The organism is Paenibacillus sp. LjRoot56 (assembly GCF_964253335.1).
GTDB classification, from domain to species: domain Bacteria; phylum Bacillota; class Bacilli; order Paenibacillales; family NBRC-103111; genus Paenibacillus_E; species Paenibacillus_E allorhizoplanae.
In genome coordinates, this window is sequence record NZ_CAXURV020000002.1 from 1,121,986 (window position 1) to 1,141,283 (window position 19,298).

Annotated in this window: 24 protein-coding genes; 11 read left to right on the forward strand and 13 right to left on the reverse strand. The window is 43.4% G+C overall.

All coding sequences use genetic code 11. The features are described 5' to 3' along the window. Positions 1-67: 67 nt before the first annotated feature. Together ACSQ8O_RS17400 and ACSQ8O_RS17405 are read right to left on the reverse strand one after the other, a co-directional pair. Positions 68-280, reverse strand: a complete 213-nt coding sequence (locus ACSQ8O_RS17400) for an alpha/beta-type small acid-soluble spore protein (RefSeq protein WP_056612568.1) — start codon at positions 278-280, stop codon at positions 68-70. 162 nt (positions 281-442) lie between these two features. Beyond that, a complete protein-coding gene (locus tag ACSQ8O_RS17405) occupies positions 443-604 on the reverse strand; it encodes a hypothetical protein (protein ID WP_436242694.1) in 162 nt (53 codons plus the stop codon). Between the two features lie 287 nt (positions 605-891). Between ACSQ8O_RS17405 and ACSQ8O_RS17410 the strand changes: the two genes are divergently transcribed. The 3 genes from ACSQ8O_RS17410 to ACSQ8O_RS17420 all read left to right on the forward strand — a co-directional run bounded on the left by ACSQ8O_RS17410 (position 892) and on the right by ACSQ8O_RS17420 (position 2,519). Beyond that, positions 892-1,218, forward strand: coding sequence for a hypothetical protein (locus tag ACSQ8O_RS17410; RefSeq protein WP_056612566.1), 327 nt, complete (start codon positions 892-894; stop codon positions 1,216-1,218). Between the two features lie 178 nt (positions 1,219-1,396). Next, positions 1,397-1,948, forward strand: a complete 552-nt coding sequence (locus ACSQ8O_RS17415) for a superoxide dismutase family protein (protein ID WP_436242695.1) — start codon at positions 1,397-1,399, stop codon at positions 1,946-1,948. A gap of 22 nt (positions 1,949-1,970) precedes the next feature. Next, positions 1,971-2,519 (forward strand): hypothetical protein, encoded by a 549-nt coding sequence (locus ACSQ8O_RS17420; RefSeq protein WP_436242696.1) that lies wholly within the window; start codon positions 1,971-1,973, stop codon positions 2,517-2,519. An 84-nt stretch (positions 2,520-2,603) separates the two neighbouring features. Here the strand turns inward: ACSQ8O_RS17420 and ACSQ8O_RS17425 are convergent, their stop codons facing one another. Continuing rightward, positions 2,604-3,029, reverse strand: a complete 426-nt coding sequence (locus ACSQ8O_RS17425; protein ID WP_236287624.1) for a CBS domain-containing protein — start codon at positions 3,027-3,029, stop codon at positions 2,604-2,606. A 99-nt stretch (positions 3,030-3,128) separates the two neighbouring features. Here ACSQ8O_RS17425 and ACSQ8O_RS17430 point away from each other — a divergent pair, with 99 nt between their 5' ends. After that, positions 3,129-3,587, forward strand: coding sequence for a divergent PAP2 family protein (locus ACSQ8O_RS17430; protein WP_436242697.1), 459 nt, complete (start codon positions 3,129-3,131; stop codon positions 3,585-3,587). 82 nt (positions 3,588-3,669) lie between these two features. After that, positions 3,670-4,107 (forward strand): GNAT family N-acetyltransferase, encoded by a 438-nt coding sequence (locus tag ACSQ8O_RS17435; RefSeq protein ID WP_056612557.1) that lies wholly within the window; start codon positions 3,670-3,672, stop codon positions 4,105-4,107. Here ACSQ8O_RS17435 and ACSQ8O_RS17440 read toward each other — a convergent pair. After that, positions 4,104-5,768 carry an ATP-binding protein gene (locus ACSQ8O_RS17440; protein WP_436242698.1) on the reverse strand — a complete coding sequence of 555 codons (1,665 nt, stop codon included), beginning with the start codon at positions 5,766-5,768 and terminating at the stop codon, positions 4,104-4,106. The two genes, ACSQ8O_RS17435 and ACSQ8O_RS17440, sit on opposite strands and share 4 nt — an antisense overlap. 118 nt (positions 5,769-5,886) lie before the next feature. Next, positions 5,887-6,639: an MBL fold metallo-hydrolase gene (locus ACSQ8O_RS17445; protein WP_436242699.1), complete on the reverse strand. Its 753-nt coding sequence runs from the start codon at positions 6,637-6,639 to the stop codon at positions 5,887-5,889. Between the two features lie 135 nt (positions 6,640-6,774). On the opposite strand from ACSQ8O_RS17445, the gene ACSQ8O_RS17450 reads away from it, so the two are divergent. The 3 genes from ACSQ8O_RS17450 (at position 6,775) to ACSQ8O_RS17460 (ending at position 8,774) form a co-directional block, all read left to right on the forward strand. Further along, the gene (locus ACSQ8O_RS17450) at positions 6,775-7,674 is read left to right on the forward strand and encodes an alpha/beta hydrolase (protein ID WP_436242700.1); all 900 of its coding nucleotides are present in this window, start codon (positions 6,775-6,777) and stop codon (positions 7,672-7,674) included. Positions 7,675-7,751: 77 nt separating this feature from the next. Then, the gene (locus tag ACSQ8O_RS17455) at positions 7,752-8,369 is read left to right on the forward strand and encodes a stalk domain-containing protein (protein WP_056612548.1); all 618 of its coding nucleotides are present in this window, start codon (positions 7,752-7,754) and stop codon (positions 8,367-8,369) included. Between the two features lie 90 nt (positions 8,370-8,459). Next, positions 8,460-8,774, forward strand: a complete 315-nt coding sequence (locus ACSQ8O_RS17460) for a DUF1292 domain-containing protein (protein ID WP_056612546.1) — start codon at positions 8,460-8,462, stop codon at positions 8,772-8,774. Between the two features lie 61 nt (positions 8,775-8,835). On the opposite strand, the gene ACSQ8O_RS17465 is transcribed toward ACSQ8O_RS17460, so the two are convergent. Together ACSQ8O_RS17465 and ACSQ8O_RS17470 are read right to left on the reverse strand one after the other, a co-directional pair. Beyond that, positions 8,836-9,255, reverse strand: a complete 420-nt coding sequence (locus tag ACSQ8O_RS17465; RefSeq protein WP_436242701.1) for a DUF1885 family protein — start codon at positions 9,253-9,255, stop codon at positions 8,836-8,838. A gap of 85 nt (positions 9,256-9,340) precedes the next feature. Then, on the reverse strand, positions 9,341-10,810 hold the full coding sequence (locus tag ACSQ8O_RS17470) for an aminotransferase class I/II-fold pyridoxal phosphate-dependent enzyme (RefSeq protein ID WP_236287636.1): 1,470 nt from the start codon (positions 10,808-10,810) through the stop codon (positions 9,341-9,343). Between the two features lie 172 nt (positions 10,811-10,982). Here ACSQ8O_RS17470 and ACSQ8O_RS17475 point away from each other — a divergent pair, with 172 nt between their 5' ends. Continuing rightward, entirely contained in the window at positions 10,983-12,248 is a 1,266-nt protein-coding gene (locus tag ACSQ8O_RS17475; protein WP_056612541.1) for an MFS transporter, read from the forward strand. 33 nt (positions 12,249-12,281) lie between these two features. After that, a complete protein-coding gene (locus ACSQ8O_RS17480; RefSeq protein WP_236287640.1) occupies positions 12,282-13,451 on the forward strand; it encodes an MFS transporter in 1,170 nt (389 codons plus the stop codon). A gap of 73 nt (positions 13,452-13,524) precedes the next feature. On the opposite strand, the gene ACSQ8O_RS17485 is transcribed toward ACSQ8O_RS17480, so the two are convergent. From ACSQ8O_RS17485 to ACSQ8O_RS17505, 5 genes are all read right to left on the reverse strand, one after another. Next, the gene (locus ACSQ8O_RS17485; protein ID WP_436242702.1) at positions 13,525-14,211 is read right to left on the reverse strand and encodes a TetR/AcrR family transcriptional regulator; all 687 of its coding nucleotides are present in this window, start codon (positions 14,209-14,211) and stop codon (positions 13,525-13,527) included. Positions 14,212-14,218: 7 nt separating this feature from the next. Beyond that, positions 14,219-15,250: an ABC transporter permease gene (locus tag ACSQ8O_RS17490; protein ID WP_436242703.1), complete on the reverse strand. Its 1,032-nt coding sequence runs from the start codon at positions 15,248-15,250 to the stop codon at positions 14,219-14,221. Next, entirely contained in the window at positions 15,247-15,975 is a 729-nt protein-coding gene (locus ACSQ8O_RS17495) for an ABC transporter ATP-binding protein (protein WP_436242704.1), read from the reverse strand. Before ACSQ8O_RS17495 ends, ACSQ8O_RS17490 begins: the two co-directional genes overlap by 4 nt. A gap of 177 nt (positions 15,976-16,152) precedes the next feature. After that, entirely contained in the window at positions 16,153-16,833 is a 681-nt protein-coding gene (locus tag ACSQ8O_RS17500) for a hypothetical protein (protein ID WP_056612530.1), read from the reverse strand. A gap of 111 nt (positions 16,834-16,944) precedes the next feature. Then, positions 16,945-17,583: a DUF1054 domain-containing protein gene (locus tag ACSQ8O_RS17505; RefSeq protein WP_436242705.1), complete on the reverse strand. Its 639-nt coding sequence runs from the start codon at positions 17,581-17,583 to the stop codon at positions 16,945-16,947. A gap of 197 nt (positions 17,584-17,780) precedes the next feature. Here ACSQ8O_RS17505 and ACSQ8O_RS17510 point away from each other — a divergent pair, with 197 nt between their 5' ends. Continuing rightward, the gene (locus tag ACSQ8O_RS17510; protein WP_436242706.1) at positions 17,781-18,638 is read left to right on the forward strand and encodes a stalk domain-containing protein; all 858 of its coding nucleotides are present in this window, start codon (positions 17,781-17,783) and stop codon (positions 18,636-18,638) included. A gap of 4 nt (positions 18,639-18,642) precedes the next feature. On the opposite strand, the gene ACSQ8O_RS17515 is transcribed toward ACSQ8O_RS17510, so the two are convergent. Beyond that, complete coding sequence (locus tag ACSQ8O_RS17515) at positions 18,643-19,296, reverse strand: response regulator transcription factor (protein WP_436242707.1); 654 nt, start codon at positions 19,294-19,296, stop codon at positions 18,643-18,645. Between the last annotated feature and the right edge of the window lie 2 nt (positions 19,297-19,298).

The following is a 19,298-nucleotide window of genomic DNA, read 5'->3' on the forward strand; positions in this document are numbered from 1 at the left end:
ACTGAAGGTCACTCTAAGGAGGATCGAGTGATTCAGTCTTTTTTGAGCTTGCTCCTACATCAAAGGATTAGCGTTTGTAGCCGCCTAAAGATTGTTCAGCCATTTGCACTAATCTTTTTGTGATGTTGCCACCGATTGAGCCAGCATCACGTGTTGCCAAATTACCATTGTAACCAGATGGGGAGAGAGGGACACCAATTTCCTGAGCGACTTCATACTTCATTTGATCAAGTGCTGCCTTTGCTTCTTGTACGACTAAAGTGTTTGATCTGTTAGCCATTCAAAATCATCTCCTTTTTATTGGTACACCAGTATTATTTGAATGTTCAGAATATTTATTCGCTGAATTCAAAAAAAAAATAATTTTATTAGTATATAAAATCAATAAACCCCCAACTGTGAAGTTGAGGGGGATATTTGATCATGTATGATAACGGTTACATTATTCTTCGGATTGTTCTGCTTCTTCCTCTGCAGCAGCTGCTTCTTCAATCGCTTCAGCGATTTCTTCTTCAGCCTCTTGACTCACCACTTCTTCAGTGGATTCAGCAGAGATTTCTTCTTGCTCATTTTGTTGTACTACTTCTTCTTCTTCTTGGCTCATGTTTGTCACCTCCTCTGATACGTATAGTAACATTGTAGCACTTCTAATAGGTTATACAAGTAGGTTGGGAGCGAATCTATCAGATTTAATGTAGACTTAATAGTTTTGTCATTCTATAGCGGAATTGTCTTGCAAAATAAGTCGAACACGAGGATAAAAGCCGCTATTTTCGCGGATTTCAGCTTGTGTGCATGTTTTGTTTTACTATGAATATAAATGAGGCTAAGCAACAATATTTGATGTTTTACTATGCTGAGTTTCTATGAAAACTCATAGGAGGAATCCGAATGAATCGGTCGGATGTTATTTTAGAGCTACAACTTGTACCAGAATTATTGAAACAAGCGGAAGCCATTTATGTCGATGCCGTATCTGAATTGAATTGGGCAAAGCATATGCTTCTTACGAAGGAGTATGAAGTGATTGGTGAAGGGCTCGTAACAGGAAAGAATGAGCTGCAGCGGCAGGCGGAATTATGGCCATACACGAAAGAGTTGCAAAAACAGGTTCTACAGATGGAAGACGCGGTTGAGCATACGAAGGTGGAATTTCACTTTTACAAACGGAAATTAGAAAACCTACAAATCATCGCTAAGCTCATGACTATTTTATAATCTCGGCTACAATGAACACGGAAGAGGAAGCCTGTAATCGAAAGATTGCAGGTTTTTTTGTTTTTTCAAAGGATGATTTTGAAAATTTGTTAGTTGTTATGTGGTTATCGTGAAGGGCAGTTGTGCATCCTAAGGGTAGAATATACCAATGTGTGGTTTTACAGGAGGATTGTACAATATGAAAACAGTTCAAATGATGATGACGGCCAGCTTGGGTCTCCTGATATTGACAGGGTGCCAATCAGTTAGAAGTACCTCAGTATCAGAGGCCACCACATCGCCAGAAACGATTCGTGTAACGCTCATAGGTTCTAATAACCAATCAGTAGGTTCTGCACAATTAACCGCTGTTAGAGACGGTGTACAGATGGATGTACAAGTAAGCGGTCTTCCTCCTGGCGTTCATGGTCTGCACATTCATGAGAAGGCTATATGTGAAGCGCCAACGTTTGATTCGGCAGGTGGGCATTTCAATCCACATATGAAGGAGCATGGCTTCCTTAATCCGAAGGGAGCACATGCTGGTGATTTGCCAAATCTCATTGTAGATGCACAAGGTAATGGGCGATTTAGTAGTGTTACGAAAGCAGTCGTCTTAGAAAAGGATAAGCCCAACTCGTTGTTCAAACCGGAAGGAACTAGTTTAGTTATCCATGAGAAAGCAGATGATTTGAAAACAGATCCATCTGGCAATTCGGGTAAGCGGATTGCTTGCGGTGCTGTGAAATAAGGGAAGGAAGGGTTTCGACAACATGATCAAAACACAGGATCTCAAGCTGCAAATGGATGAATTAACCAAACAAAATGATATGGTACTCATTGAATTAGAGCAAGTTAAAAAAATGTTGATCTCAAGTGCGCAAGGCTCACAAGACAGCCAGGGGCAGCAGCAAGCTTCCTCTAGAAATGATTCCGCCGCGTCAAACGACTCGACTCAAGATACGTCCCAAAGTCAAGGCCAAGATCAAGGTCAATCACAAGCACAGGGCCAATCGCAAGGTCAGAATCAGAACCAAGGTCAGAATCAGAACCAAGGACAAAATCAAGGTCAAAATATGAAATCAAACCAAGGTAATTCGAATAATCAGCAAGTAACTGATTTGGCGAATGAACTTTTGAAAATTAAAGATTTAGTCGTGAAACTGGAACAAAAGACATCCCAGTACGTTAGCAGTCAATCGAATGGCTCGTTAACGGAAAAGGATGCGGTGAATCTCATTTTGACATTAATGAATGGTATGGTTGACTGGGCGAGCGAGTTTGTTTCGTCTAAAGCTTCCTCCAATGGTCAAGTACAGTAACAATATCCAATGTAAAAAAGCAAAGTAAAAAGGCTGAGTTTTCTCAGCCTTTTTACTTTGCCTATAAATTAATAATTAAAATAATTAGGACTGTACAGCGTTGGCTTGTAAATTCATTTGTTTGGCGCAATACTCAATAATTTCGCTACGTCTGACAATCCCGATGAATTTGTCCGAATCATCGACGACAGGTACGAAGTTTTGTGCTTTTGCCAAATCAATCAGGTCAACCATCTCAGCATGAATATGAACGGGTTTATTTTTAACTCGTAGAGGAACCTCTTCAAGTACATGGCGATGAGCATTCTCAAAGCCGATATGCGCTGAATTTTTGAGAAACCAAAGTAAATCTCCTTCCGTAACGGTTCCTACATAATGGCCATCATCGGAAAGGATAGGAACTGCGGTATATCGATGATACTCCATGCGCTCCAACGTTTGACGAAGGGTTGCCTGTGGAGTCGCGGTAATGACTTCGGATTTAGGTAACAGGAAAAAAGCGATATTCATCAGTCACACTCCTTACAAAAGAATCAATGTGTCTAGTATAGCAAACTTTGCGAATAGAATCTAAACCTGTGATGGATGCTAGTAGTGAGGTGAATGGGAATGAATCGAGCATTGACTACAGCTGTTATCGGTATTGGTGCCGCACAAGCCATCAAATTACCTTTAACGTATATGTTCAGCAAAAAATGGGATTGGTCACAATTGGTTCAAACAGGTGGTATGCCGAGTTCGCATTCTTCAGGCGTTACGGCACTCGCTACCTACATAGGGATGAAAAGAGGCTTCTCAGCTGTTGATTTCGCGGTGAGCTCCGTATTCGGCGCTGTCGTCATGTATGATGCGATGGGCATTCGTAGATCCGCTGGCGAGATCGCGGTAAAAGTGAACGATTTAGACGAACAGGTGGAGCGGATAGCTCAGCAGCACCCGGGGATCTATCACGCCAGAAGACGGAAAGCTCTAAAGGAGAGATTAGGTCATTTGCCACGGGAAGTTGCAGTTGGTGCCCTATTAGGATTTGCAATTGGGGCTTGCAGCTACTTATTGGAAAGAAAGTAAATGCTCAGAACATGGTACATGTGGACAACATTTCCGGAATGGGATAAGATCAAGAAACGATCTTAGAGAGGAAGAAGCCCACATGGAAACTATTCGAGTTACAACAATGGATCAACTGAAAGCTTGTTTTGCTGTGCGATTTAACGTATTTGTTGATGAACAGCAAGTCCCCGCACATCTGGAGATGGATGAAAAGGACGAGTCTCCTGAAGCCTGCCATCATTTGCTCATCATGGATGGTGAGACTCCGATTGCGACTTCCAGATGGTATGAATACCAAGAAGCAACAGCCAAATTACAACGTGTCGCTGTCTTGAAAGATTATAGAGGAAGATCGCTTGGGAAACAACTCATACATGCTATGGAGCAACAGGCTCTTGAGCTTGGTTGCAAATATGCGATTCTAGATGCGCAATGTCAAGCAGAAGGTTTCTACAGTCAGTTAGGCTACACAGTGATCTCGGATGAGCCTTTCTATGATGCCGGAATTCTTCATGTCAGAATGAAGAAAACTCTTTAACTTACAGCTGAATTGTCATTCCCTGAAGTCATGTTCACGGCAAGTGGGAACGTCAGAATAAATCGTGTCCCTATACCGAGCTCACTCTCTACTTCTAATGTACCATGATGATCCTGTACGATTTTATAGCAAATCGATAATCCTAAACCTGTACCCGTTTCTTTGGTCGTAAAGAAGGGATGGAAAATCTTCTCGAGTTGATCACTCGGTATACCGGGACCATTATCCGCAATGACTAAAGTCACGTTCTTCTGATCGCGGCTTAATTTCATGTGGATGGAACCGTTTGCTTCCATGGCTTCACAAGCATTTTTCATCATGTTTAACAAGAGTTGTATCATTTTATCTTGATCCATAAGCATATGAACAGCATAGGTTGACTCATGAAAATGTATCTCATGTCCTGAGCTGGTCGCTTCGGATTCAATAAGCGAAATAACTTTGAGTACGCATTCATTCAGCGAGTGGGTTTGAAAGACAGTTTGGTGTGGCTTGGAGAATTGAAGGAACTCACCAGTCAAATCACTCATCCGATCAATCTCATCCATGATGAGTCCGTACCAATTTTCAATATTGTAATCGCTTGCTTTTGATAATTGCAGAAAACCTTTAACCGTTGTTAAGGGATTTCGAATCTCATGAGCCATGCCAGAAGCTAGTTCACCGACGACCCGCAGCTTCTCTGAGCGTTGCATTTGTTCTTCGCGTTTTAACCAAGATTCACGTTTCTTCATAAATAGATTATGCTCTGCGTGCAAAATAAGATCATCTTTTGTCAATGCGTCTTGAGGAAAGATGGCAATCCCATATGTATTTTGAATCCCAGTAAGCTTAGGGAGTTCAGAATCAAGCTTCTGCTGATAGGAGGCTGTTGTCAGAAAATCCTTGTTGAGCGGCATGACGACTGCGAATTCATCGCCGCCATATCGCGAGATAAATAGTGCTTCTTTGAATAGGATCTGAAGGAGATCAGCCATTTGCTTTAGCACGAAATTACCTGCTTGAAATCCGCCAGAGGTATTCATTGCTTTCAGATCCGTACAGTCGATAAGAAATAGTACAAGGGGTTGATGAAGTTTAATTTGCTGCTCAAGTCTTCGATGACATTCTTCATAATTATAGAGACCAGTAAGGGAATCTTTTTGCGTTAATAAATGACGCTCATTGCGAATACGTTCCAATTTGCCACTACGGAGATGGATGGTTCGTGTTAGCCAAGTGGTGGCAGCAAAGTCGAGGATACTCATGAATCCAAACATGGATTCTCTAGATGCGGAATGCGTTATGAAATTAACCGTAGATAAATAAATGATCATCGCGCTTACGGATAGTCCCCATGCTCTCCACTTATTTACTTCCTTGTAGGAATAATGTGAAAGCGTTAATAAAAATAAAGGATAGCATAAGGCAGATTGTCCCAGTACGTGAAGAGAACCAATAAGGAGTAGTTGAAGCCAAGGTATAGCCGGATGTGACGAGTGGAAGCGAACAGATAAGACAAATAGACAAACAGCTAGAAGAAACAATGGGATATTCAAGACCGCGTGCAGATAAATCGTATATAGGCCATACAAGATCACATACACATAATAAACCACATTGATAATCACCATATCAGCTCCCGATTGGAAATTTCCGCAGTTCTCATACTCTTGTGACATGTTCTATACTTGTCATAAAATCCCTGCTGTTCTTCAAAAAAAAATGAAAAACGATGGGGGAATTTATCGAAAGAAGCCTTGAGAAAATTAATTCTCAAGGCTTCGGCGTGCAGCAAGATCACTCGGAGATCTCAATGATTTCATGTTTGTGGATAAAGGTCATGGGACCTGTTTGACCAATGAATTCTGACATGTGATCGTCATAATGCATCAAGTATATGAGTTTCTGTATATCCTCTGGAAGGGTAAGTAGTTCATCCAATGTTGTGTGTACATAACCCGGTCCGTTTAATTGACAATCGTGAAAAATGGTGTGACAATTTCTTAAATGGATAACTTCGTTGAGGAGAAAGTCTTTATTAAATTGCAAATCAGCACTATAGAATGTCCGGTGATTAATAAAGATCGAATAGTTAAGTTTTTGGGCAATGTGCAAGGTAGGGACGATTTCAACGGTTAGCTCTGGTGATATTGGATAAGGTACTCTTTCCTGTAGAAAAACCAGTTCGAAATAGTCTTGAAGCTGATGGAAACCATCCTCTGGATTATAGAGTCCGCCTTTCAAACTATTCTCCCAAAGAACTTCAGCTAATGCCTCTGTTACATAAAGCTGCACGCGTTTTCGGTTATATTGATAGAATAATCGAAAAGCCATTTCTTCAAGGCCGCCTATATGGTCAGCATGAATATGTGAAATGAGAATACCATCAATTTGATCGAGCTCTAACGCAATCTCGCTAAGTGATTTAGGGACTGTGGGTCCACAATCAATAAGAATAGTGGCATCGGAAGATCGAATTAATGCACTTGTATTGTAATACAATTTGGAAAAGGCACTGCCGGTTCCCAACATTTGAATTTGCAAACTCATTCAGTGTCCTCCAATTTTCGACAAAATCCATCTTTTTCTAATGTAACATGGGAGGTTGCCGACTTTCAACCACTATATATAGAAATAAAGATGCAGTAAAGTTAAAGTAAACAAATAGAAGGTGTTGATTTCATAATGATTGGGTTACTTGTAAGTTGCATTCTTTTGTTGATTTTGCTTGGTGTAGTTGGACTTTCAACCTATGTGGGGTGGCAGTTAACACATCCTAAACGGAAGATCGTGGATGATACCCCGGAGAATTATAATTTGCACCGAAAGGATGTCACATTCCCAAGTCGAACAGATGGGGTGTTGTTAGATGGCTGGTACTTGGAGTCGCCTAATGCGGCTTCTTTAGCTAAGACTACGACAGTCATCATGTCACACGGTTATGCCGGTACACGACTAGAAAAAGGTCTTCCAGCCTTGTCATTAGCTCAAGCACTTGTGAACGCAGGTTATCATGTTCTCATGTTTGATTTTCGGAATTCAGGAAGATCCGAAGGGAATACAACGACAATTGGCTTCCTGGAGAAAGAAGACATCCTTGGTGCTATCGAGTGGGTACAGACCTATACTAGCAAACCAACGGAAATTATATTACTTGGATTTTCAATGGGAGGCACGTCGTCCATCTTAGCAGCTGCGGAGGCGAAAGATGTGGCAGGGGTCATTACGGACAGCGCATTTAGCCAATTACTTCCCTATCTCAAGGAAAACTTGCCGGTGTGGTCTAAGCTACCACGCTACCCATTTACCCCGCTGATTTTATTTATTTTGCCAAAATTGATAGGTGTGAACCCGCATGCTGTTGATGCATTAGCTGCCGTTGACCAGATTGTGCCAAGGCCGATTTTGTTCATTCATAGTAAAGATGATCAAGCAATTCCCTATACCAATAGTGCCCAGATGTACAAGCGTCATCCAGCGGCTTTTGAGCTATGGATTACAGAAAAAGCAGGGCATGTCGGTTCCTTTCAGCTTGAATCAGAAGCGTATATTAAGCGTGTACTGAATTTTATTGCAAAATGTTAAATTCATCGCAACTCTTCCTAAACATCGGCGTATAAAGATGCAGACAGATGACTAACGAGGTTGGAGGTAAAAGAGAGATGAAAGTTCAGCGAATTTTTACGTTGATGGTTGTGTTCTTTGTTTTAAGTACGGCTGCGGTGGTAGCCTCATCGATATGGGGGGATTATAAAGGATATAGTATCGCTAGATTAGTCGTAAACAATCAAACGAAGGAATTCGCAGATTCCGATGTCCCGCCGCTTATTGTGGATGGCAAGACGGTGCTTCCATTACGTGCAATGAGTGATGCTTTACAGTCCCTGCTCAAATGGGATGATGCGAGTAAAACAGCTTATTTGTTCAAGCCAAATGTACATATGTTCTTTACAACGGAAGTTCGTAAAGATTCGGCGATCGTCCCTTTCGGCGTTGTTGAACGAGGCAAACAAGCGGATTTTATCGTGTTCGCACAGGTAGACAACTTGAAAACGGGCATTAATTCCGTTCGCGTTTCCATTGTTTCTCCAAGTGGAAAAAGTGTGATTACACCTGTCGAGAAATCAATTTCCGATTCCAAAGAATCGTTCTGGTTGAAGGTTCCTGTATATGGTGTTTCATTCGATGAAGCGGGTACGTATGTTGTTAAATTTGCTATGCAGCAAAGTGGAAGCAGTGAGTATTCTGTCGTTTCGGAAAAGCAAATTCAATCCGAGTAACGCAAGCAGGGATTATCTGGTTTGACCTCTTAATATGAAAATGTTAGGATATTTAAGTAACTTATTACTTAATGAAATGAGGTTCTGCCTGTGAGCGATGAGAAGCATGATCATGTGCACGGCCCGGACTGTGACCACGATCACGACGAGCAAGGGGAAGATGTTTTTATCGTAACGGACGAGAACGGTGTAGAACATGAAATGGTCATGGTATATACCTTCCAATCTCAGGAGCAAGCGTATGCTGTTTTACTCGATCGTAATGATCCTGAAGCAGATGGCGTGATTTTCCGTGTTGAAGAAGAGGACGAAGATGCATTCCTCGTTAACATTGAAGATGAAGAAGAGTGGGAACGTGTAGTAACGATTTACAATGAAATCGTGGCTCAAGAAGGCGAAGAATAAGAGCTATACATAAGAACCCCCTAGCAGAGTGATCTGTTAGGGGGTTTCTGTTTGTGTTCATTCATTTTCTAGGATTGAAATACATGATTCTACCGTTAAATAGATGAAGTTCAGCTTTCAGAAGTTTGCCCAAATATTTGCAGAATTCATTGCCTTTGCTCTTGTCACCATGTGTGGCATTGTCAGGTAATACGAATTGCACGAACTGGCGCTCTTGCTCCTGGTTTTGTTCAGAACCGACCCCAACCACGATCGTATGATATAAAGCGTTGGTGCCTTTCAAATAAAACCATTTGCCCTCGCCTTCCGGCTTCGTTTCAATCGTATAAGGGAATCCGGCTTCGTCATACTCCCAACCAAGTTGTTTGGCTGTCAGGCTAAGTTGATCTCGATAATGCAGCAGCTTGTCCTTGATTTCATCCAAGGTAAGTGCCGCGACAGCGGATCCTGAAACGAATTTAATATAAGCGCTTTGAGCCATTCCTTGATCACCTCATTCGCAAAACATCACCCATATCATAGCATCATGTAAACGGTTTTACAATATATCCCTCAGGGTAGAGAGCTTAGAAGATAGCTTGTGTTTCTACAATCACTTTCACCTGTTGGACACTACGATCTTCAGGTCCTTTGACAGGTAATCCGACCTCTACGTGCTCAACAATATAATCAATCAGCTCTTGTGTAATAACTTCACCCGGGAGTAGAATCGGAATGCCTGGCGGGTAAACATAGATGAATTCAGCAATGATTCGATCCGCAGAGTCTTTAAATGGCAGAACTTCCGTTTCACCGTAGAAAGCATCACGTGGCGTCAAAGTCAGTTGTGGAATCGCAGGAACCTTGATGACAACTTCTTTGACTTCGACAACATCATCATTGATGTGGGATAATTCACGCAAAGCCGTTAATAGAATGTCAACATTCTCTGGTGTATCTCCTGGTGTGAAGAGACAGAGGATGTTGTACATGTCACTCATCTCGACTTCGATATTGTAGTGATCGCGCAGCCAATTCTCTACTTCAAAGCCCGTGACACCTAGCTTACGAACATGTACGCAAATTTTGGTAGGATCATAAGCGAAAGTGGCTTCATCCCCGAGAATTTCTTCCCCGAAGCAGTAGAGGTTTGGAATCTCGTTGATTTGCTTACGCGCATAGTGAGCCAGCTGAATGGTGCGTTCTGCCATTTCACGTCCGTTCAGAGCGAGGTGACGGCGAGATGTGTCTAACGAACCTAGTAAAATATACGAAGTCGACGTCGTAGTCAGCATCGAAATGATCGTTTGTATACGTTTCGGGTTCACGCGATTTCCTTTGACATTGAGGACAGAGCTTTGCGTCATGGAACCACCAAGCTTATGTACACTTGTAGCCGCCATATCAGCACCAGCTTCCATAGCAGACATCGGCAGGTTCTCGTGGAAATGAATTAGCACACCATGCGCTTCATCAACAAGAACGGGCATATTGTAGCTGTGAACGAGATCTACGATCTCTTTAAGGTTCGTACATACACCATAATAGGTAGGATTAATGACAAGCACGGCTTTCGCATCCGGATGCTTTTCAAGCGCACGGCGAACAGAACGAGTCGGAATACCATGATCAATTCCAAGATTTTTATCGCGAGCAGGTTGAATGAAAACAGGCTTAGCTCCAACGAAAATAATTGCGGCTAGTACAGATTTATGGACATTCCGCGGCACGATAATTTTATCGCCTTCGGAACAAACCGTCATAATCATTGTCATAATCGCTCCGCTCGTACCTTGCACAGAGAAGAATGTGTGATCCGCGCCAAACGCATGCGCAGCCAGCTTCTGAGCTTCTTCAATAACGCCCATTGGCTGATGAAGATCATCTAGCGGTGCTATATTGATGAGGTCGATGGAAAGGGCATTATCGCCTATGAAAGCACGAAACTCCGGGTCCATGCCGACTCCTTTTTTATGGCCAGGAATGTGAAACTGAATTGGATTTCTTTCCGCATGCGCAAGCAATGCAGAGAACAGGGGTGTACGGGTATGATCCACCTGATTATCGCTTCCCTTCTATCGTGGATTGCTTGTCCAAAAGTTGCAACAAACAAAATGAGTATATCAAACTAGAGATTTGATGCAAGTTAATTTTTTCAAAATAGTTTGCACAAAATGGGGTCAAACTAACACGAGAATGTATAAATAGGCAATAAAAAGGAGAAATCGGATGATTTGGATGCGAAAATGGCGGGATAATCGACTTTTCTCACCATTTGTGATGGAATTGTTAATTATTATGTTTGTCGTAGAATTTGTAAAGGGAGCCTTGCTTTTAACCGTTTTGCCCGTTTACATGACAACATCGCTCGGTGCTTCTGCATTTGTTATCGGATGGACGTTAGCGGCCCAATATATTGGCGATAATGTATTACGTACACCTGTGGGCTGGATTATTGATCGGCTTGGCTACCGTGTGACTATGTTAACAGGCGTGTTGTTGACATTCCTTTCCGTTATCATCATGGCCATCTCAACCGAATACGTGTGGATGATTGTAGGTTGTGCGCTGCTCGGATTTGGGACGGCCCCATTATGGCCTTGTGTCATCACGGGAACAACTGAAGTGGCGGGGGATGAAGGCAAAGCGACGATCATGAGTGTGGTATATATGGCTTGGTTGTCTGGCGTAGGGCTAGGTCCTGTGGTGATTAACTTCTTCGTCGGTGAAAATAACTATGCCTTTGCATTCAAGCTGCTTATTGGCTGTATGACGGTAGTCGTGCTAGTCGCGCTCATGCTTCCACGAAAACAGAAGGTGAATATGTCTAGCCATGATTTCGTGGAGCAACAGGTTGCCATCAAGTCTCAGCAAATACAAAAGCCATCTTGGTTACAACGTGTATCTACCTATTTAAGCGAGGTTCGGAGATCGATGTCAATTAGTCCATTGATGTTTCCCGCTATGTTTGCACAGACCTTTGCTCTAGGGATATTAACGCCGATTCTAACGCTTTATGCCAAAGAAGTATTGATGTTATCTTCCTTTCAATACAGCCTATTTCTGGTCGCTGGGGGAGCGGTTACGGTTATTTTTCTAGTTCCAATGGGCAAAATGGTAGACCGCTTAGGGATTCGCCCGTTTTTACTGATCGGGTTTACACTTAGTGCGGCAGCCTTACTGCTCTTCACATACGTGAAAGCAATGAGTATGCTGTACATTTTAGTAGCGCTGCTTGGAGTGGGTTATGCGTTCATTATTCCATCTTGGAATGCGCTGATTGCTTCTGCCATTCCGCCTGAGAAAAGAGGGGCAGTCTGGGGGTTTTTCCTCACGATTGAAGGATTAGGGATGATTGTAGGCCCTATCGTGTCAGGAAAGCTTTGGGACGTATATGGGTATCATGCGCCATTCTTAACGAGTGGATTTGTACTTATCTTGTTACTTGTTCTTCAAATGTTCATTTCCATCCCCAAAAAAGGTATGGTACGATAAGGAAAAAGAATTGGTTTGGAGGCTTAATGCATCATGAATAAACAGATTGGAATCATCATGTTGTTGCTGATGACGATCTTTATTGGTTTCGGAATTATCATTCCAGTGTTGCCAGAAGTCGTGACTGGAGCGGGAGCGAAGTTTCATAACGCCGTACTCTTGTCGGTGTACTCAGCAGCCTCTTTCTTGATGTCTCCCATTTGGGGAGGCTTATCGGATCGGATTGGTCGTAGACCGATTATTCTAATCGGACTTTTAGGCTTTAGTGTGAGTTTCTTGATTTTCGGATTCGCTAATGATCAGTTATGGATCATGTATGTATCCCGTATTCTAGGCGGCTTATTTTCAGGCGCGGCGACAGCTTGTGCTGTAGCTTATGTAGCAGATATTACGACGGCAGAGAATCGAACCAAAGGCATGGGTATGGTTGGGATGTCGATTGGGCTAGGCTTTATCTTCGGACCAGCACTTGGCGGGATTGTTAGCAAATGGGGAACTTACACACCCTTCTTTGTAGCTGCTGCGCTTTCATTTGCTTCGTTCCTCTTTGCGGCTGCGATACTTAAAGAATCCTTGACATCGGACAAGCGCAGATCTTCCAAAGAAAAAGCGCCTTCGCGCTGGACAGCTTTCGATGGGGCTTCTAAGTATTTGTACGTATTGTCCTTCTTCGTGTCGTTCACGTTGGCAGGGCTTGAAGCAACGCTTCAGTATTATCAAATGGACAAAATCGGCGCCACGCCGTTTGACATCGGCATGATGTTCCTCGCGAGCGGCATCGTCGGTGCCTTGATCCAGGGCGGCGTCGTACGCCGCCTCGTGAAGCAAGGTGCCGAACAGTTCGTCATCGGCATCGGGTTATTGCTCTCAGCAGCTGGTTTCTTCCTGCTGCTGTACTCCAGCAGCGTCGTAACCGCTGCGATTTACTTATCGGTCTTCGGCGCAGGGAACGCGCTGATCAGACCGTGTGTGACGTCGCTGATTACGCAGCGTACGAAGGTTGGACAAGGCGTCGCGACAGGTCTCAGCTCCTCCATGGACAGCCTGGGCCGCATTGCAGGCCCGCTCCTTGGCGGAGCGGTGTTCGCGATCGCACATTCGCTGCCGTTCATCATCGGCGGCGTGCTTTGCCTAGCTGCGATCTTGCTGCTGCAGCGCTTCATTATGGTTGATCGCCAAGCTACCGCGCAACGTGCGGTTTAGCCGAACGTAGAAAAGCTGCACATCCACTTCTCCAGAAGGAGAGGGATGTGCAGCTTTTTGTTTATTTCCCATTTTATCGTGGAGATAGTCCGTACAAAATAAACTTAATCGTATAGTCGATTTCTTTCTCTTCATCCCACTCAGAATCTGGAACTAGAAGGAATCGTGTAATGAGAAACCCCATTATCGTGGAAACGATCAGCCGCATCGCAGTAGGTTCAGGGAGTTCTATGAGCTGTCCCTGCTTTTGGAAATGCCGTATCGCTTTATAAGCTTTCTCCAGAACCAGAACAGCCACCGTCTCTTTAAATTGTTCGCGAAGCTCATTATGGAATGGGATTTCATGCATGAAAATTTTGATAATAGGAAAGTGCTTGCGAGCAAACTCTAAGCGATTTATGGTAATCGCGCGTAGGAATTGCTCAACATCGGGATAATCAGCTTCCAAAACTTTCGTAAAATCTTTAACCGCAAATGGCGCAATGAGCTTAGACATCATCGGTGCTACGATCGAGAGGAGCAGCTCTTTTTTCGTTTTGTAATGACGAAAGATCGTACCTTCTGCGACGCCTGCTTTCTGGGCAATCTCGCTTGTCGAGGAGCCTGCAAAACCTTTCTCAGAGAAAATCTCCACAGCCGCTTGAACAATCTTAATCTGTTTATCGGTCATTTTCTCTTCTTCGTCGTTCAGACGCAGCAGTTCAGTTAACCATGGCTCGATCTCGGACATTGCATTCACCTCTTCCTCAGTTCTAAACATCCATCCATTATATCTTACGATGCTTCTTTAATGCCACAATATTCAAGATCATAAAAACGAGAGTAAAGGATGCAAGCACAAGCACATCAAGCCAGATGCGATCCCAGCCCGCGCCGCGAATCATAATATTCCGCAGAGCGTCAGCGCCATAATAGAGCGGCATCAAATGACCGATCCAGCGTAGGTATACAGACATCGTGTCTAAGCTGAACAAGCCGGAGAAGAAGACCTGAGGCACAATGATGAGCGGAATGAACTGAATCATTTGGAACTCATTGTTCGCGAAGGCAGAAATCAACGTTCCCAAGGAGAGCGCAGTCAGAGCCAACAACAGGGTAATCAGCAGCACATACCAGAAGGATCCTACCATCATCAGGCCGAGGACGCTCGTAGCAAACCACGCAATAAGTGTCGCTTGCAGGGTGGTAAAGATTCCAAAACCGAGGATGTAGCCCACAACGATCTCCCAACGACGTAATGGTGTAGCGAGCAATCGTTCCAAGGTTCCGCCTGTACGTTCTCTCAAGAAGGACACACCTGATAATAGGAAGACGAAAAAGAAAACGAAAAATCCAATAAGAACCGGTCCGAAATTGTCAAAAGCGGCCATGTCAGCAGCACCATGTAAATATATAATCGTTGGCGCAAGTACTGCTGCGGTGCCAGTCGGGGCAGAGCTCTGCAACGCCTTTTGTAGCAGGAAGAGAACAGCTTTGTTCTTGCTTGGATCACTGCCTTCCAGGGTTAGTTGAGGTGTAGTTCCATTCATGACGAGCACAGCGTCTAAGTGAACATTGTCCAGTTCCGTTTGTGCTTCTTCTGCCGAGTAGACGGTGACCTCCGCGTTCAAATCCTGCAGCTTCTGAATAAGGAGGGCAGGGACATTCACGGCGCCAAGCTTTGGCACGTAGGTGTTGCCATTGAAAACTAAGGACATCATGAACAAAATGAGCATAGGAGCTACCAGCATCATCATAAGTGTTCGTTTATCGTGGAAAAATTGGCGAAGGATGCGAATCACAATGGCCCGAATTCTCATGCTTTTGCACCTCCATAAACTAAGAATGCTTCTTCAATCGTGGAGGAAGAGGTAGCGTGTTTTAACTCCTCTGGCGTACCTATGGCTGTTAGACTCCCGTCTCGAATCATGCCGAGTTGATGACATTTGTCTGCTTCATCCATTACATGTGTGGTCAAAAGAATGGTAGTACCGTTCAGACTCAGATTCGTCAGCTCCTGCCAGATCGATTTGCGTAAGACAGGGTCAATTCCTACGGTCGGTTCATCAAGAATAAGAATGCTTGGCTCATGGAGCAAGGAAATGGCAAGCGATAACCGTCGCTTCATACCCCCTGAGTAGTTGCTGACTTGCTTCTTCAAATGATCGCTCAAATCCACGAGCTCCATGACAGCTTGAATGCGTTGCTTACATTTGGCTCCTTTGAGGCCATACAAGGCTGCGAAAAAAGCCAGGTTCTCCTGCGCCGTCAACTCGGTATATAAGGCATCTGATTGCGCCATATAGCCGATTTGGGAGAGCATAGCTAGCTGTGGCATCTTCTGACCAAGTACGGTCACCTGACCGTTTGTGGGGGCATCAATGCCTGCAATCATGCGGACAAGTGTTGTTTTTCCCGAACCGGAAGGGCCAAGGAGTCCGAAAATCTGTGAACGGGGAACCGCAAGCGTAATGTCCTTCAGAACCGTTTTCTCACCGAATTGCTTGCTGACTCCTTGCACTTGAATCGCTGTGGCGGACGTCATGTTCTGCACCTCTTTCCATTCATAATAAAGTGAGTAATCACTCACTTTTAACGCTAAACTCATCATACGATAAATTTATGCACTTGAGAAGTGAGTAATCACTCATTTTATAAATAGAATATGGCTAATATGAAAAAGAGGCATTCCATAGAATGCCCCTCCTGTTAACGCCAATCGCTACTTTTTCGCTTTTGGTTCCATTTTGTGATCAACCCACTTCTCAATGGAAGGTGTTAATTGATCCTTAATCGATACAACTAGTTTGTCTTTGGAAATGCCTTTCGCTTGCGCAATTTCAGCCAAAGACTTACCTGCGTGCAGTTGTGCACGGAGTTCGTCTTTACTCATGCCAAGCGATTTTGCAAGCTTTTCAGTGTCAGGTTTTAAGCCGAACTTATGCTTGCCATGCCCAGGATGGTGAGCTAGCAGGTTCTTCTCATTGAGAATGAACTTTAAATGCTCGCCGAGCTTTTGCTTCATGTGATCGCCTTGATCGGCAGTCAGCTTGCCATCTTTCACAGCGGTTTCAATCTTCGTCGTCCGAAGTTGTTGCAGTTTCGCAGTGAGATCGGCTTCCGAGATGCCTTTTTCGGCGGCGACTTCCACAATGCTTTTTCCGCTCTTCAGCGATTTGAAGAGAACCTCTTTGTCGACACCGATAACGGTGGCGGATTCTTCAATGATCGGCCATTTCCGCTTATGGTGTCCGCTATGTCCAGTCTCATCTGCCTGTTCCCATGTAACGGTTGGCTGATCTTCAGAATCAGGGTTTTGTGCCACAGCAGTGAGGCTACCACCCAAGATACAGGTGAGTGCGATGGAGCTGATGAGCAGCTTCCTTATGTTTGTTGTTTCCAATGGGTTCGAGGCCTCCTTTCCTGGTTATTGGGAATTACAGGATTTAGTCTGCGCAGGAAAGCCTCGTTTTAGTTGAAAGTAACCTTAATTTAACATAAATTTTTAATGAAATTAGAGCGATGGTGTGTCGACAGCAAGTTTGTACAAAGGAATAAGCTTCTCAAAGGTTTGTTCGATTAACTGCTCCAATTCAGCAGGGTTTGTTAATATAGGGTCATCGAAACGTAGGTTTCGACCGATGAGCAGCTCTGCTTTTTTGACATCACGAAAGCGAATTAAGGCTTCGTTCCAGCCTGTAGTGTCGAGTTGAGACACGGGAATTGTATCTTTTTTCATATGATCAAAGGAAAGTAGGAAATCTGTTGGAATTTCGGCTTGAATCTGCTTTAAATTGTTCATGTAAGTCGTAGCGATATTGCCTTTGTTCGGCAGCTCATAAATGAGTGCAAGCCAGATGAAAACTCGATCATCGAAAAGTCCAACCTGGAAGTGAGGTACTTGCTTGTAGCCGCGTTTGTTAGGACAGATAGCCATCCAGGTGTCGACAGGCGGATTGATCTTACGACGCAAATGTTTTGCAATATGGAGGAACATTTCGGTTCCTGATTGTACAGATAATTCGGTTGCCAATACATCGCCAAGGGCTTTAAATTTAGGTTGAATTCGCTCGCGAATGGCGGCCATACGTCCGTCTAAACCCTCAATAGCGAAGGTATCGAAATCGTGTTGTGTAAATCCTGTAAAACTCATTATGGTAGGTCCTCATTTCACATGCATGTTTTTCAACTATTCTAAAGCAATTTCGCGCAACTCGCAATGAATCAGGCGCATTGTTTAGTTAGCTTATATAGGTCAATAGACGGATATTGTCGAAACAAGGAGGTAAATTAAGGTAGTTGTCGAATGAGTTAAGTTAACAAGCGAGGAAAGGTACAGGGGGAATTGGAATGAAGAAGATGCCAAAATGGTCGAAAGTTGCGATCGTCGGAACACTGATGGGAACATGCTTTGGGGCAGGTGTATATGCACAAGATGTACTTCAACGTGTCGATGCGTATCTCAGAAGTGATTATAAGGTTGTCGTAAATGGTCAAGCTGTTCAATTAGCGAATCCGCCATTAATTTATAATAATTCAAGTTATTTGCCGGTTAAGGAGCTAGCTGGTTATTTAGGCGCAGTCGTGAATTGGCAGGAAAACACGAAAACGATTTATGTAGTCCCACGTGTGAATTCGAATCAGCCGACTGAAGGGAATGAGTCGAATTATACAGAGATTATTCTGCAATATCCCTATGCACAATATGTGGATTACCAGGGAGCAACCTACCCAGTCCTATTAAACAACACCGATCAAACGTATTATCGGCTAAGTGATATTGAACGAATGGGGATCCGTACGGATGCTTTACGTAAGGCTAAAGAAAAATTTACGGGTCAAGTGTATGTAAGTGAATCGGAATTAAAAAATGTGTGGGGGAACCAGCCCCCGCAAATGTCTTATTCCAGATTTGAGTCATTAGTCGTGTCAGGTGAGACTGATCCAATTAAATTGAAAGCCTTGAAGGCCTATGTTGAATCATACCGTTATTTTGTTGTAGATAAAGTTAGTTACTCCTGGAATCCAATCATTATTGATAAGCTGCCAGAAGAAAACACGTATTATTATTTATTGAATAATAACGGACATTTCTTCAAAACCACGATCAAATTAACACCTTTTACCAATTATAGCAATGAAATTTCTGATTACTTAGTTGCCAGTACTTCGGTGGAAGATATCGAGGCGGGTAAAGTTGTGAATTAGTTTCTCAGCCTTGTTGCCGTTTCAGATAGAAGATGGCAATTTGTGTACGGTCTCGAAGATTCAATTTACTTAAAATTTCAGTTACATAGTTCTTCACCGTACCTTCGCTCAGGAATAGTTCCTGGGCGATTTCTTTATTTGAAAGGCCATCGGAGATTTTAGCAATGATAACCTGCTCATTGGCTGTCAAGCCATATCCATCAAATGGATGGGTCGGTGCATCAGTTTTTGAGGGACTAACTTGAATGAAACTGGTTAGTTTCTTAGCAATATCAGGATGAATAAGCAAATTCCCTTGCTTCACTGTCTTAACGCCTTGAATAATATGATCTGGGGAAATATTTTTTAATAAATAACCGCTAGCGCCGTTTCGTAGTGCTTGAATGATGTACGCATCATCATCGAAGGTAGTCAGAATCAGTATCGCGATTTCCGGGTACGCTGCCTTGATTTGTTTAGTTCCTTGAACACCATCACAGAGAGGCATACGGATATCCATGAGGACTACATCTACTTGTGTCCCATTTTGAATAAAAGCGAGAGCTTCGTTCCCGTTCGTACAAGTTCCAACAACAGAGATTTCAGGATCAAGTCCAATAATTAGTTGTAAGCTTTCACGAATAAATGGATCGTCGTCGGTTATGAGTACATGAATCATCA